The 14,509-nt window shown below is 46.3% G+C and carries 14 protein-coding genes; 11 read left to right on the top strand and 3 right to left on the bottom strand.

The features are described 5' to 3' along the window. The first annotated feature begins 435 nt into the window (after positions 1-435). From petA to LSG37_RS16195, 5 genes are all read left to right on the top strand, one after another. Positions 436-1,026: a ubiquinol-cytochrome c reductase iron-sulfur subunit gene (gene petA, locus LSG37_RS16215; protein WP_127684985.1), complete on the top strand. Its 591-nt coding sequence runs from the start codon at positions 436-438 to the stop codon at positions 1,024-1,026. After that, positions 1,026-2,300, top strand: coding sequence for a cytochrome b (locus tag LSG37_RS16210; protein WP_233080851.1), 1,275 nt, complete (start codon positions 1,026-1,028; stop codon positions 2,298-2,300). The genes petA and LSG37_RS16210 overlap by 1 nt, the downstream gene beginning before the upstream one ends. Next, on the top strand, positions 2,300-3,037 hold the full coding sequence (locus LSG37_RS16205) for a cytochrome c1 (protein ID WP_233080850.1): 738 nt from the start codon (positions 2,300-2,302) through the stop codon (positions 3,035-3,037). Before LSG37_RS16210 ends, LSG37_RS16205 begins: the two co-directional genes overlap by 1 nt. Positions 3,038-3,107: 70 nt before the next feature. Beyond that, on the top strand, positions 3,108-3,746 hold the full coding sequence (sspA, locus tag LSG37_RS16200) for a stringent starvation protein SspA (protein ID WP_233080849.1): 639 nt from the start codon (positions 3,108-3,110) through the stop codon (positions 3,744-3,746). Continuing rightward, positions 3,746-4,201: a ClpXP protease specificity-enhancing factor gene (locus LSG37_RS16195; RefSeq protein ID WP_436286425.1), complete on the top strand. Its 456-nt coding sequence runs from the start codon at positions 3,746-3,748 to the stop codon at positions 4,199-4,201. Before sspA ends, LSG37_RS16195 begins: the two co-directional genes overlap by 1 nt. A gap of 9 nt (positions 4,202-4,210) precedes the next feature. Here the strand turns inward: LSG37_RS16195 and ilvY are convergent, their stop codons facing one another. Beyond that, positions 4,211-5,095 (bottom strand): HTH-type transcriptional activator IlvY, encoded by an 885-nt coding sequence (gene ilvY / locus LSG37_RS16190; protein WP_233080847.1) that lies wholly within the window; start codon positions 5,093-5,095, stop codon positions 4,211-4,213. Positions 5,096-5,274: 179 nt separating this feature from the next. On the opposite strand from ilvY, the gene ilvC reads away from it, so the two are divergent. Beyond that, the gene (ilvC, locus tag LSG37_RS16185; RefSeq protein WP_233080846.1) at positions 5,275-6,750 is read left to right on the top strand and encodes a ketol-acid reductoisomerase; all 1,476 of its coding nucleotides are present in this window, start codon (positions 5,275-5,277) and stop codon (positions 6,748-6,750) included. A 412-nt stretch (positions 6,751-7,162) separates the two neighbouring features. Next, positions 7,163-7,588: a methylglyoxal synthase gene (locus tag LSG37_RS16180; protein ID WP_233080845.1), complete on the top strand. Its 426-nt coding sequence runs from the start codon at positions 7,163-7,165 to the stop codon at positions 7,586-7,588. Positions 7,589-7,606: 18 nt separating this feature from the next. On the opposite strand, the gene LSG37_RS16175 is transcribed toward LSG37_RS16180, so the two are convergent. Beyond that, positions 7,607-8,614: a zinc-binding alcohol dehydrogenase family protein gene (locus tag LSG37_RS16175; protein WP_233080844.1), complete on the bottom strand. Its 1,008-nt coding sequence runs from the start codon at positions 8,612-8,614 to the stop codon at positions 7,607-7,609. A gap of 96 nt (positions 8,615-8,710) precedes the next feature. Here LSG37_RS16175 and LSG37_RS16170 point away from each other — a divergent pair, with 96 nt between their 5' ends. Continuing rightward, positions 8,711-9,616, top strand: a complete 906-nt coding sequence (locus tag LSG37_RS16170) for a LysR family transcriptional regulator (protein ID WP_233080843.1) — start codon at positions 8,711-8,713, stop codon at positions 9,614-9,616. 52 nt (positions 9,617-9,668) lie between these two features. After that, positions 9,669-10,256 (top strand): GNAT family N-acetyltransferase, encoded by a 588-nt coding sequence (locus LSG37_RS16165; RefSeq protein ID WP_233080842.1) that lies wholly within the window; start codon positions 9,669-9,671, stop codon positions 10,254-10,256. A 56-nt stretch (positions 10,257-10,312) separates the two neighbouring features. Here LSG37_RS16165 and LSG37_RS16160 read toward each other — a convergent pair whose 3' ends face one another. Then, positions 10,313-11,053, bottom strand: a complete 741-nt coding sequence (locus tag LSG37_RS16160; protein ID WP_233080841.1) for a DedA family protein — start codon at positions 11,051-11,053, stop codon at positions 10,313-10,315. Between the two features lie 232 nt (positions 11,054-11,285). Between LSG37_RS16160 and LSG37_RS16155 the strand changes: the two genes are divergently transcribed. Continuing rightward, positions 11,286-13,352, top strand: coding sequence for a TonB-dependent siderophore receptor (locus LSG37_RS16155; protein ID WP_233080840.1), 2,067 nt, complete (start codon positions 11,286-11,288; stop codon positions 13,350-13,352). Further along, positions 13,342-14,493, top strand: a complete 1,152-nt coding sequence (locus LSG37_RS16150) for an acetyltransferase domain-containing protein (protein WP_233080839.1) — start codon at positions 13,342-13,344, stop codon at positions 14,491-14,493. Before LSG37_RS16155 ends, LSG37_RS16150 begins: the two co-directional genes overlap by 11 nt. The last annotated feature ends 16 nt before the right edge of the window (positions 14,494-14,509 follow it).

Raw genomic sequence — 14,509 nt, 5'->3', positions numbered from 1 at the left:
CGTTAATATTCCTCTTTTTGCAGAAATTGTGCAGTTGCGGGGCCACCCTGTTTGAATCAACAAAGATTAAATATCTTGGACTGATGACACTTCTACCGCATTTATACGTATAAACTCGCATCACAAGGTGCTGAGCCAGATTGTTTTTCTCTTATTGTGCTCAACATTTTCTTTCTATTAACGCTGTTACTGTTGTGCCTGATCATGGCAGAAACGTCTTTTTCGCGTTAAAACATGGTGATGCAAAGTTTTACTGACTATTCTGGTTTCGTATTTCGTCGAAAAACTGGTGTCATAACAAAGAGAATTCGGCTAAATCCTTGTGTAAAGCAGGGCTTTTCATTATGATCCGCCGTATTTTTCAACTTATAATAATCGCTGTAATTCAGCCGCTTAAAATATCAGTATTTAAGCGTTTAACGTGGAGATGAGTGGATGAGCAATGCGCCTGTAGATCATGGTCGCCGTCGCTTTCTGACCATAGCAACTTCTGTAGTTGGTGGGGTTGGTGCGATTGGAGCTGCTGTTCCCTTTATTGCTTCCTGGAATCCGAGTGAAAAAGCTAAACAAGCTGGTGCTGCAGTCACCGCTGACATTAGCAAACTCGAAGACGGGCAGTTAATTCGGGTTGAGTGGCGGGGCAAGCCGGTGTGGATCGTTAAACGGACTCCAGCCATGCTGGAAACCTTAACCAATTTCGATGATAAACTTCGTGACCCAGCGTCAGAAGACCCGCAACAGCCTGATTACGCAAAAAATACTCACCGTTCAAAAAAGCCAGAGATTTTTGTTGCTGTGGGGATCTGTACTCACCTGGGCTGTTCTCCAACTTATATTATGAAAGACTTTGAGGCCCAGGTTGAAGGCATGCCTTCCGGTTTCTTCTGCCCATGTCACGGTTCTACTTATGATATGGCTGGTCGTGTATTCTCTGGCGTTCCGGCACCTAAGAACCTGATGATCCCACCTTATATGTTTGTCGATGACACCACCATTTTGATTGGTGAAGATGAGGGGACAGCTTAATGTTTAAAAACTTTATGAGCTGGATTGAGTACCGCATGCCATTTATGGAGAAAATGAATCTCCACGTGATGCAGTACCCGGCACCAAAAAACTTTAACTTCTGGTACTTCTTTGGCTCTTTAGCCATGTTAGTGCTGGTGAACCAAATACTGACCGGTATCTGGTTAACGATGAACTTCGTGCCAAGTGCTGAAGGCGCTTTCGCTTCTGTTGAATACATCATGCGTGATGTGGAGTACGGCTGGTTGTTGCGTTATATGCACTCTACCGGTGCTTCTGCTTTCTTTGTTGTGGTTTACCTGCACATGCTGCGTGGCATGATGTATGGCTCTTACCAGAAACCACGGGAACTACTGTGGATCTTCGGTATGCTGATTTTCTTAGTCTTAATGGCTGAAGCCTTTATGGGTTATTTATTACCATGGGGTCAGATGTCGTTCTGGGGAGCTCAGGTTATTATCTCTATTTTCGGTGTAATTCCGGTGATTGGTGATGATTTAACGCTGTGGATCCGTGGCGACTACGTTATTTCAGGTGCAACTTTAAACCGTTTCTTTGCTTTACACGTCATTGCCTTGCCATTAGTTTTAGTGGTTCTGGTATTCCTGCACATCATTGCTCTGCATGAAGTGGGTTCAAACAACCCGGATGGTATTGATGTGAAACGTGAAAACAACGGTGAAAAAATCGAAAACAACGTCTCTGACAAGTTTACCTTTCACCAATATTTCACTAAAGGCGGTAAGAAAATTATCGTTGACGCTATTCCTTTCCACCCGTATTACACGGTGAAAGACATAGTGGGTGTGGTTGGTTTCCTGTTTATTTTCTGTTTTGTGATCTTCTTTGCACCTGAAGGTGGTGGTTACTTCTTAGAGCCGCCAAACTTTGAACCAGCAAACCCAATGAAAACGCCTGACCATATAGCGCCGGTCTGGTATTTCACACCTTTCTACGCCATTTTACGTGCTGTACCTGATCAGTTGTTGGGAGCGGTTTTCATGTTCCTGGCTATAGTCTTCCTGGCCTTGTTGCCTTGGTTAGACCGTTGCCCAGTGCGTTCTGTTCGTTACCGCAGTACTCTGCACAAAGTGAACCTGGTTAATTTCTGTATCAGCTTTGTAGCCTTGGGTGTGTTAGGTGTGTTACCTGCAACTCCAACTTATACCTTGTTAGCGCAGATTTTCTCTTTCACTTATTTTGCTTACTTTGGCCTGTTATGGTTCTACAGCAAAAATGAGAAAACCAAGCCGTTGCCAGTGAGGTTATCCTGATGATTAAAAAGTTATTTACTGTCTTAGCGCTGGTTGCTTCCAGCGCTGCTATGGCGGCAGGTCCAACAGTACCTCTGGATAAAGCCCCTATTGATTTGACGGATAAGGAATCACTGCAACGTGGTGCCCGTATATTCCAGAACTACTGTCTGGGTTGTCACCAGATGGAATACCAGCGTTACTCACGTACCTTTCGTGATTTAGGTATTCCTGATGATATTGGTATGGAGACTTTAGGTTTTACGGCCAATAAAGTGGGTGACCATATTAAAAATGCGGCTCCTAAAGCGGATCTGGCAAACTGGTTTGGTGCTGCACCACCAGATTTAAGCAACGTAGCCCGTGTACGTGGACCTGACTGGTTGTACACTTATATGCGTTCTTTCTACGCTGATCCAACACGCCCATTTGGTGTGAATAACGAAGTGTTCCCAATGGTTGGTATGCCTCATGTGTTACAAGAGCTGCAAGGTATTCCTTACAAAGCGACTGAAACACGTTTAGTTGATGGTGTATCAACAGAAGTTTATGTAGGTATTAAGACAGATGGTTCTGGTGAGCTGAGTACTGAAGAATACGACAGTACAGTGGCTGATCTGGTGAATTATCTGGAATATGTAGGTGAGCCTTCCAAATTGGAATCGCGCAGCTTAGGTATTAAAGTTCTGATCTTCTTAGGTATTTTCTTTATCTTCGCATTCTTGCTGAAGAAAGAATACTGGAGAGACGTCCACTAAGGACACAAGTGTTAGCCTTTAAAGGGGCCGCGAGGCCCCTTTGTATTTTTGCTTATAACCGGAGGATCCTATGGCGATTTCTGCCAACAGACGTGCTGTGATGACCTTGTTTTCAACAGCCAATGACATGTACTGTCATCAGGTCAGAATGGTACTGGCGGAGAAAGGCGTCACAGTTGATATTATTCAGGTCAGCACAGACTGCCTGCCTGAAGATGTCTACGAGGTTAATCCTTATGGTTCTTTGCCCACTTTGATGGACAGAGATTTAGCTTTATTTAAAGCCGATATTATTAACGAATACCTGGACGAGCGTTTCCCACATCCGCCTTTAATGCCTGTCTATCCAGTGGCCCGCGCTAATGCCCGTTTAATGATGCATCGCATCGAAAAAGACTGGTATGGTTTAGCTGACAAGATTTTGAAGAATGCTCCGGATGCCGCTATAGCACGTCGTGATTTACGTGAAGGTTTACTGGCGATGGCGCCGTTGTTCCAGGAACATCCGTATTTTATGAGTGACGAATACAGCCTGATTGATTGTTATCTGGCGGCTTTGCTGTGGCGTTTGCCCATGCTTGATATTGAACTGACCGGAACCGGCAGCAAGTTATTGCAAACTTATATGACCCGTATTTTTGAACGCGACGGTTTTCAGCAGTCTTTAACTGAAGCCGAACGTGAAATCCGTCGGGGGCGTGGTTACTGATGGACATGACTCCGAATAAGCCTTATTTAATCCGGGCTTTTTACGAATGGATAGTGGATAACAATTTAACGCCTTACCTGGTAGTGAATGCCAGTATTCAAGGCTGCAAGGTACCGACCCAGCATATTCAAAACGGCCAGATTGTGCTGAATATTCTGCCTTCAGCAGTAGGCAATATGTTGATGGGCAATGATGCCATCACTTTTAACGCCCGTTTTGGTGGTAAACCTTTCGCTCTGACTGTGCCTATCAAAGCTGTTTTGGCTATTTATGCCCGCGAGAATGGCGCTGGTACCATGTTTGACGCCGAAGATGATGGCGATGAAGATATCCATCATTTAGAAGCAGTGTCCGATGATGGAGAGATGGATAGTCCTGAGCGCAGTCCTTCAGATGACGAACCTACGGATCCAAATAAAGGTAAAAAAGTGTCTCATCTTCGGGTGATCAAATAAGCATCAGAGCTAAATAAGCTCAGATGCGACCTGCCAGAATGCTCTTAATAGCGGCTCATGCAGCCGCTTCGATAAAATACACAAACCTAAATCAAAAGGGGCAAATTCATCGCCCTGAGTTAAATAACGCACTCTGTCCCGTGCCGGGCTTTGTTGCGCCACTATAGCTGGCACTAAAGCCACGCCAGTGCCTAAAGCCACCATACTAACCATGGCCTCATGACCTTCCACTTTGGCGACCACTTTAGGCTCGGCAATGCGGGGTTTACGCCACAACTCAAAACGACTACGCACCGGGCCATGCTCAGGCAAAATAAAAGGCACCTGCTCCCAGGGAATAGGGCTTTGGCTAAGCAAATCATTGGTTTTGCATGGGATCACCGGTGCTATCAATTGCAGTGGTACTTTGGCAATACTGCGAAAGGCCATATTCAGCGGAAAATGCTCCGGATAAACAGCCAAAGCTATATCAGCTTCATCTTGTTTAACTTTCTCCAATGCCGCTGACGCATCTCCGGTAATCAGCTTAATTTCTGCCAAAGGGCACACCAGACGGAATTTATCCAATATAGCGGGCAGGTGGCTGAAGCTGGCGGTGACAGTGCAAAATAGCCGGATTTCACCACTTAATGACGCGCTGGTTTCGCTCAGAGCGATTTGCAGTTGATGCCATTGTTCTAAGTAATTTTTCACAAAAATCTGTACTTTTTGCCCGGCCAAAGTCAGTCGCACCGATCTGTTATCGCGCTGAAATAACTCCACATTCAGTTCTTGCTCCAGTCGTTGGATCACCCGGCTTAAGGTGGAAGGGCTGACATACATTTGCTCGCTGGTGCGGGCAAAGTTCAGGCTACTGGCCAGATGCAAAAAAAGCTGGGCGTTGCGAATATCCATGGGAGTCTCTGCGATGATGCTTGGTGTTGCATAAAGTGAAATGCTGTATTGTGAATATATCACTTCACGCAATCATTGCACTGTTTTATTCTCAAAGGCATCAAAACAGTGCATGACTTCTCTGCCCTGTTACGCTGAGCCCAACAGATAGCCAGCTAAAGAATTCGTCGGGATTTGTTATGAGTAACTACTTCAATACATTAAATTTGCGTCAGCAGTTAAAACAGTTAGGTAAATGCCGTTTTATGGCCAAAGAAGAGTTTTCCAAAGGCTCTGACTTATTAAAAGGCTGGAAAGTGGTGATTGTAGGTTGTGGTGCTCAGGGCTTAAATCAGGGCCTGAATATGCGTGACTCAGGCATCGATATCTCTTATGCCTTGCGCGCTGAAGCTATAGCTGCCAAACGTAAGTCGTTCCAGAACGCTTCTGACAACGGTTTTAAAGTAGGCACGTACGAAGAGTTAATCCCAACAGCAGATTTAGTATTAAACCTGACGCCGGATAAGCAGCATACATCTGTTGTAAAAGCTGTTATGCCGTTGATGAAACAAGGTGCAACTTTAGCCTATTCACATGGTTTCAACATTGTGGAAGAAGGCACACAAATTCGTAAAGACATCACAGTAGTGATGGTGGCGCCTAAGTGCCCTGGTACTGAAGTTCGTGAAGAATACAAAAGGGGTTTTGGTGTACCTACATTAATTGCAGTGCACCCTGAAAACGACCCTAAAGGTTTAGGTTTAGAAATTGCCAAGGCTTACGCTTCTGCAACTGGTGGTGATCGTGCCGGTGTACTGGAATCGTCTTTTGTCGCCGAAGTGAAATCCGACTTAATGGGCGAACAAACCATTTTATGTGGCATGTTACAAACCGGCTCTATCCTGGCGTATGACAAGTTAGTCGCTGAAGGTGTAGAACCTGGTTATGCCGCCAAGTTAATCCAGTTTGGTTGGGAAACTGTGACTGAAGCGTTAAAGCACGGTGGCATCACTCATATGATGGACCGTTTGTCGAACCCGGCGAAAATCAAAGCTTATGATTTAGCGGAAGAATTAAAAGTAACTTTACGTCCACTGTTTGAAAAACACATGGACGATATCATCAGCGGTGAATTCTCCCGCACTATGATGGCTGACTGGGCCAATGATGATAAGCAGCTGTTTGGCTGGCGCGAAGAAACCCGTCAATCTGGTTTTGAAAATGCACCTGTATCCAGCGAGCAAATTCCTGAGCAGGATTACTTCGACCGCGGCATTTTGTTTGTCGCTATGGTCAAAGCCGGTGTCGAGCTGGCGTTTGAAACCATGGTTGCGGCCGGTATTGTCGAAGAATCAGCTTATTACGAGTCGTTACATGAAACACCGTTAATCGCCAATACCATAGCGCGTAAACGTTTGTATGAAATGAACGTGGTTATTTCTGACACTGCTGAATACGGCAACTACCTGTTCAGTAACGCTGCAGTGCCGCTGTTACGTGATTTCGTTAACAAGCTGAGCACTGAGTATGTAGGCAAGGGCTTAAGCTCTGCTGCTAATGGTGTCGACAATATTCGCCTGATTGCTGTGAACGAAGCAATCCGTCAGCACCCTGTAGAGCTGGTTGGCAAAAAGTTAAGGGGCTATATGACCGCGATGAAAAAAATCGTCGGTTGATAGATTAACCCCAAGTACCGAGTTTTTACGTGGACCTTGGTTGTTTGCCCGGCTTTGCCGGGCTTTTTTTATTTTGCCTTCGTACTTGCAGCCGCAGCGTTGTTGACAGCGCTTACTCGCCCAAGTCACATAGTGAACTATGCTCCTAGGGTCTCGATTGCTTGTCGCCTAGCTGCAACAGCAATTACTTTGGCAAAATGGTCTTTGTACTTGCAGCCGCAGCGTTGTTTACTTCGCTCACTCGCCCAAGTCACATAGTGAACTATGCTCCTTGGGACTCGATTACTTGCTGCTTATGCTCTTGGGTCTCGGTTGATTGCCGCTTGGCTGCAACAGTAATTACTTTGGTAAAGTGTGCTGAACTCTATGTAAAACTCGGTGTATGCTGGCAGTAGTCTTAAGGGGGAGAACAATGAAAACTATAGCTTTAGTTGCACATGATGGTAAAAAAGCCGAGTTACTGGAGTGGGTCAGGACTCATGCTGTTTTTTTTCAGGATAAACAACTGGTGGCGACAGGCACCACGGGCCGTTTACTGAACGAAGCGTTAAACAAAGAAGTGTTGTGTCTGGCCAGCGGTCCTTTGGGGGGCGACCAGCAAATTGGGGCTTTAATTGCTGAGCAGAAAATTGACTGGCTGGTGTTTTTTTGGGATCCGTTGTCGTCTCAGCCGCATGATCCTGATGTCAAAGCGCTGATCCGTTTAGCTGTGGTATGGAATATACCTGTGGCCTGTAATAAAGCCACAGCGGATTTTATTGTCACATCAACATTAGTGGGGCAGGACTATCAGCGCACTGTGCCGGACTTTTCAGCCCACAATAACAGATTGTCCTGAGTTGTCCTGCCAAAGAGATCAGAAGCCAGTTAAGACCAGTTTCCCTATGGCTTGTTGGCTTTCGATCAACTGATGGGCCTTACGCAGGTTTTCGGCGTTAATTTTGCCAAAGTCTGAGTTCAGGGTGGTTTTTAACTTGCCTGCGTTGACCATATCCGCAACCTGTTGTAATAACTGCTGTTGAGCAATCATATCTTCGGTTTGATACAAAGAACGGGTAAACATCAGCTCCCAGTGCAACGACAAACTTTTGCGTTTCATTGGTCGTATATCAATTAGCTCTGGATCGTCAATCAAAGCCAGTTTGCCCTGAGGTTTAATCAGCTCCAGTATGTCGTTAAAGTGATGATCGGTATGGGTCAGACTGATCACATAATCCACTTCAGCCAAACCAAGTTCTTTCAACTGCGCAGCCATCGGCTTTTTATGATCCAGTACTACATCCGCACCTAAGGTTTTGATCCATTCAGCGCTTTCTGCTCTTGACGCAGTGCCAATAATCTTTAACTGAGTTTTATGCTTTGCCAGTTGTAATAACACAGAACCTACGCCGCCGGCAGCGCCAATCACCAGCAAAGATTTACCTTTGCTGTTATGTTCATTCAGTTCAAACCGGTCAAATAACAGCTCCCATGCCGTGATGGCTGTTAAAGGTAAAGCTGCGGCTTCGGTGAAACTTAAGCTTTTTGGTTTGTGGCTGACAATACGCTGATCCACCAGCTGAAACTCGCTGTTTGAACCTGGCTTATCTATAGCACCTGCGTACCAGACTTCATCGCCTGCTTTAAAATCCGTGACTGCGCTGCCGATCGCTACCACAATACCTGCAGCATCCCAGCCTAATACTTTTTGCTGGCCTTGAGTATCGGCATTACGGCGGATTTTGGTATCGACCGGATTGACGGAAACAGCTTTAACTGCAACCAGCAGATCGTTTTCGCCCGGCGTTGGAGTGGGCAGCTCTGTGTCGTATAAAGACTGTGGATCTATGGCTGGTAAATTCTGGCTATAAACTATGGCTTTCATCTGGATGCTCCATTGGGTTGATGCTGTTAGTTTAAGGGCGCTGACTATTTAGAAAAATATGCTAGATTTGGATTCAGTTTCAAAAATAATTTGATAATGATGCTTAGAACCGACGATTTACAACTTTTTGTGCTGACGGCTGATCTAGGTTCTATTTCCGCCGCTGCGCGTGAGTTGGATCTTTCGCCTGCACTGGCCAGTGTGGCGTTAAAACGATTGGAGCAGCAGCTGAATACTCAACTGATTTTACGCTCCACCCGCAGTTTAAGATTAACCACGGCAGGTATGGCTTATCTGGATTATGCTCGTCAGGCTATCCAACTGCTGGGGCAAGGTCAGCAGTTATTACAGCTAGGCAAAGAGCAATTATCCGGCGAACTGAGCTTATCTATGCCATCAGATTTTGGTCGTAATAGCATGGCCTTATGGCTGGCGGAGTTTCAACAGCAGCACCCCAAGTTGCAGCTGAAAATTCGGGTCAGTGATCGCTTAGCTGATTTAGGCCGTCAGCCTGTGGACCTGGCGATACGTTATGGTGAACCTAAAGATTCGCAGCTGATTGCTATGCCTTTGGTGCCGGATAATCATCGGGTGCTTTGCGCTTCCCCTGACTATATTCGCCGTTTTGGTGTTCCAGAGCGACCACAAGAGATTAGCTCACATCAGGTGTTACAGCTGGTACTTGGTGAGGCTGTGCATAGCAAATGGCAGTTCTGGCTTGACGGACAATTGCAGCAGGTTCAGGTGCGTGGTGCTTTAGTGGCAGACGACGGTGACGTAGTACGGCGCTGGGCTGTGGCAGGTTTAGGTATTGCCTATAAATCACGTTTGGATATTCTGTCCGATTTAGGCTCTGGCGCTTTGGTGAAGTTGTTACCCGACTATAAAACTGAACAAGCGCCTTTGTATTTGCTGGCTGTGCAGCGCTTGTCTTCATCGCCTGTACTTAAAGCTTTATCAGAGTTTTTACTGCAAAAGTTGCGGCTGCATTGGCAAGGGTAGAGAGCTGCAGGGTTAGCAGTCGGTAAGCTTAAAAATAAAGGATATAAAACAGATGACATGGTTACACAATGAGGTGTTAGAAGGTGAATTTGTCCGGTTGGAACCTATGGCGTTGGCGCATATTGCAGATTTGCAGCAGGCTGTTGCTGATGGCGAAAGCTGGAAACTCTGGTATGCCATGGTGCCTACAGTGGAAGAAGTGCCAGCTTATGTGCAAAAGGCTTTAGCCAGCAAAGCCGATGGGGATTCACCTTATGTAGTGCGCTGTAAAACCACAGGCCAGATTGTTGGCACCAGTCGTTATTATATGGTCGACGCAACCAATAAAAGGGCTTTGATCGGTTACACCTGGTACGCTGAATCAGTACGGAGAACCCCAATCAATACCGAAGCCAAACTGTTGTTACTGCAGAACTTGTTTGAGCAGTATGGCGCTATAGCAGTAGAGTTTCGCACCCACTTTTTTAACCACACCTCACGCAAAGCCATAGAACGTTTAGGTGCCAAAATGGATGGTATCTTGCGCCAGCATATGATTTTAAAAGACGGCTCAGTACGCGACACTGTGGTGTACTCCATCATAGCCTGCGAATGGCCGACGGTCAGACGGCATTTATTGTCGAAATTAGGCCGGGACTAAGGCGTCAAATGTAGGATGCAATCGCCACGAAGTGGCATTGCATCATTACCATAGAATCAGAACATTAGCCCAGATAACTCTTTTAAATACAGAGGCGTAGCTGGATGCTGGCTTAATTCAAAAAACAAAAAAGCCGTCAGGAAAATGCTAACTAAAGAACCCCAGAACCAGTGGTGGTTTGGCTGGTCTTGTTCTTTATGCTGTAAGTACTTCTTCAGTAAATAGCTGCTAAGCACAGCCAATAGCACTGAGCCTGCCAGCAAGCTGTAAAACAAGGTCAGGTTGGTGCCTTTGAGCTGCCATGCGACACCAGCCAGAATGCCTGGCAGGAAATAAGCCACTGGCCAGAGTACACAAGCCAGAGTAGCAGCCGGGAAATAACGTGATGGCGGTAATTGCAACATACCAGCTAATAAAGGCAATAAAGGCCGGCTTGGGCCAATAAAACGGCCTGCCACTATGGCCAGCCATACATTGTTTTCTAAAGCGCCGCTGATTTTATCCAGCTCTTTTTGCTGACGGGATAACCAGTTCCAGCTTTCCAGTTGAGGTCTGAATTTGCGCCCAGCCAGATAAGACAATGAATCCCCAACTAAACCAGCAACTGCGGCCACCAAACAAGCAGTCCAGAACTCCATTTGCTCAGCACCTATCAACACACCAAAGCTAAACATCAGCGCTGTGCCAGGCACTAACAAACCCAACACGGCGACAGACTCAGCAAAAGTCAGCAAAAATAAAATCAGCAGGGCATAAGCCTGATAGTCAGTCAGCAACTGCTGTAACCATTGTTCCATCTAGCACTCACATCTATTGAGAAAAGCCTTTATTAAGGCAGTATCAGGGCTGAGGCAGCCATATTCAAGCAACTTTGCCGCCAGAACAACAAAGAGAGCAGATAAATCTGTTGGTGAATGGAGATGTTATATTGTATCATTTCGGCGTTTTCTTTATCGATTCAGCCCACTTCTTTGTTGTTACTGGACCCAAAACATCATGCCAACGCCAAATTTCAAACCTTGTTTTCTTATGTTATCCCTTGGTTTTATTGCCTGGGCTCCTGTCGCTATGGCGGAAAAGGCGGAAGATATTGAGCGTATTGAAGTGCTGTATCGTCAGGCTTATCGTGGTGATATCCCGGCTCAATCTTTACCTCAGTCCATTACAGTCATCGACAAAAGCTTATTACAAGACAACGCCTTAACGCGTTTTCAGGATGCTCTGGATTTTTCAGCCAGCATTTCCCGGCAGAATAACGGCGGTGGTTTGTGGGATAGTTTTTCGTTACGCGGCTTTCCGGGCAATGAAAATATGCCGTCAGGTTATTTAATTAATGGTTTTAACGGCGGCCGGGGTTTTAGTGGTCACCGCGACTTATCCAATGTGGAATATGTTGAAATTTTAAAAGGGCCAGGTTCAGCACTTTATGGTCGCTCAGAACCTGGTGGCACCATCAATGTGGTGACTCGCAAACCACAAAAGGAGCGGGAGGGTTATCTGCAACTCTCTACGGGTCGCTTTGATCAACACAGAGTAGAAGCCGATTACACAAACGGCATCAGTGAAAATGTGGCTGTCCGCATCAATGGCGCAGTGCAGGACTACGGCAGTTTCCGTGACCATGTCACCAGTAAAAAACAGGTCTTTACCCCTTCAGTGCGTATTGATCTGGATGACCAATCCGCCTTGTTGTACGAGTTTGAATTCCTGAAGCAAGAGCAGTTATTTGATCGGGGTTTGGTAGTACTGAACGGCGATTTTAATACGGTGCCACGCTCACGTTATTTGGGTGAACCTGGTGACGGCCCCACAGAAATCGAAGCGACAGGCCATCAGCTGTCTTATGATACCAGCCTGAATGACGACTGGTCCTTTTTAGCGGGTTTAGGCTATCGCGACTCGTCGTTAAACGGCTTTTCTTCTGATGCTGAGTTAGCCGCAGCACGTCAGTCGTTATTTGACGATGGCCAAACCTTAACCCGCCAACGCCGTTACCGTGATTATCAAGCCGAAGACACTTCTGTGCGGTTTGAGTTGAGTGGTCATTTGAATACGGCTGGCATAGTGCATCATCTGCTGTTGGGAGCTGATGCCTACGACTATGATTTATATACCTTATTGTCACGTTTTCGTGGTCCAAAAGGCACCTACGCTTTAGATATTTTTAACCCTGTTTACGGCGGTACAGCCACAGAACCTGCGCCTTTGTATGAAAACAAAGAATCGCAACAAGCCTGGGGTATGTATCTGCAGGACCAGATGGATTTAAGCCAAAACTGGAAGTTGCTGCTGGGCTTACGCTTTGATAGTTATCAGCAGGAAATTCAGGAGCTGTTAAAAGCAACCCGATCGGATAAAAAAGGCTCCCAACTTAGCCCTCGTATTGGTTTAGTTTATGAAGTAAATCCGCAATTAAGCTTTTACAGCAGCTATTCCGAAGGTTTCCTGCCGTTAAGTGGCACCGACTATGCTGGCAATTCCTTTGACCCTGAACAAAGCGACTCCGTTGAAGTGGGTGCCAAATTTGTCGCAGCAGGTATCACAGGCACAGTCGCGTTATTTGACGCAAAAAAATCTAATATCCTGACCTCAGATCCGGTGAATGTCGGTTTTTCGGCCACCTTAGGCGAAGCGACCAGTCGTGGCATTGAACTGGACTTACAAGGCCAACTGACAGATCAGTTATCTGCCCAATTGTCTTATGCCTTTTTAGATACTCAAACCGCCAACGATATGATTAACCTGGAATGGGGTGTGAATGTGCCTGCGGGCAGCCGTTTGGTGAATATTCCTAAACACAATGCCAGCCTGATGCTGACTCAGGTTCTGGCTTTGGGGTCTGTTGAAAGCCGCTTAGGCTTGCGGGTCAATCATGTGGCGAAACGATTAGGTGATTCAGTCGACAACAGCTATATGCTGCCGTCTCACACCTTATTTGGTTTGTCTTGGGCGGCTGATCTGGACCAGAACTGGAAAGCTCAGCTGAATGTCGACAACTTGTTTGATAAATATTACATCCATAACTCGTATTCGGCACTGTGGACAGTGCCGGGTGAACCACGTAGCTACCGTATGAGCCTAACCTATGCATTCTGATCAAGCCTTTATTCGTAGCCGCATCGACAGCATCGATATGATGCGGGGTCTGGTGATGCTGATTATGCTGCTGGACCATGTGCGGGAGCGTTTTTTTTATCATCTGCAGGTGTCGGATCCTATGGATCTCGACATTACCTCTGCTGGCCTGTTTTTCAGCCGCTTTGCTGCGCATTTATGTGCGCCGGTTTTTGTGTTTTTAACCGGTTTGTCGGCTTGGTTGTATGCCAATCCAGCCAATGGGCCTGTGCGTTCCCCGCGCAGCTTTTTGCTAAAAAGGGGGCTCTTCCTGATCGCACTGGAATGGATAGTGTTGCCCCTTGCCTGGATGGGAAACTATGACACCATTTGGTTACAGGTGATTTGGGCCATTGGCGTGAGTATGGTGGTGTTGGCGCTGGTCAGTCAGTGGCCAAAAGCTGTGTTGGCCCTGCTGGGTTTTGGCATAGTCTTTGGGCACAACCTGCTGACGCCTATCAACTTCCAGCCGGATGAGTGGGGTTATACGCTCTGGACCATTTTGCATGACCGCAATTACCTGGTGAGCGAAGGCGCCATTAAGATCAGAGCAAGTTATCCGGTATTACCCTGGATAGGCGTGATTCTTCTGGGTTATCTGGCGGGGCCTTTATACAGTAAAACTCTGTCTGCAGAACGTCGCGGCACTTTATTACTGCAGATTGGAGCCAGCTGTTTAGTGCTGTTTATGCTGCTGCGTGGTTTTAACATCTACGGTGAAACTTTGGATTGGCAGCTCTATCCGGATTTGGTCACAACCCTGATGTCGCTATTGAATCTTACTAAGTATCCACCTTCGTTAAATTTCCTGCTGGTGACTTTAGGTCTGATGTTTTTACTGCTCTGTGCGCTGGAAAAACAGCAAGGCAAATGGAGCCAAATTCTGGTGAACTTTGGTTCTGCTCCTATGTTTTTCTACATACTGCATTTGTATGTATTGCTGGCGCTGCACTGGCTTTTATTAACGCTGTTTGGCGCTAATCAGGGAGACAGGTTTGGGATGGAGCATATGGGCTGGATCTGGCTTACCACCCTGTTGTTAGCCGCAGCTTTGTATTACCCAACTAAGCAGTTCTCTTTGTATAAAAAACGCAGCCAACAGGCCTGGATACGTTATTTATAGAGACGTTATTTATAGA

This window comes from Rheinheimera soli (assembly GCF_021290985.1).
Classification (GTDB): Bacteria; Pseudomonadota; Gammaproteobacteria; order Enterobacterales; family Alteromonadaceae; genus Pararheinheimera; species Pararheinheimera soli.
The sequence above is the reverse complement of the archived record's forward strand: the minus strand, read 5'-3'. Positions and strand labels throughout refer to the sequence as shown.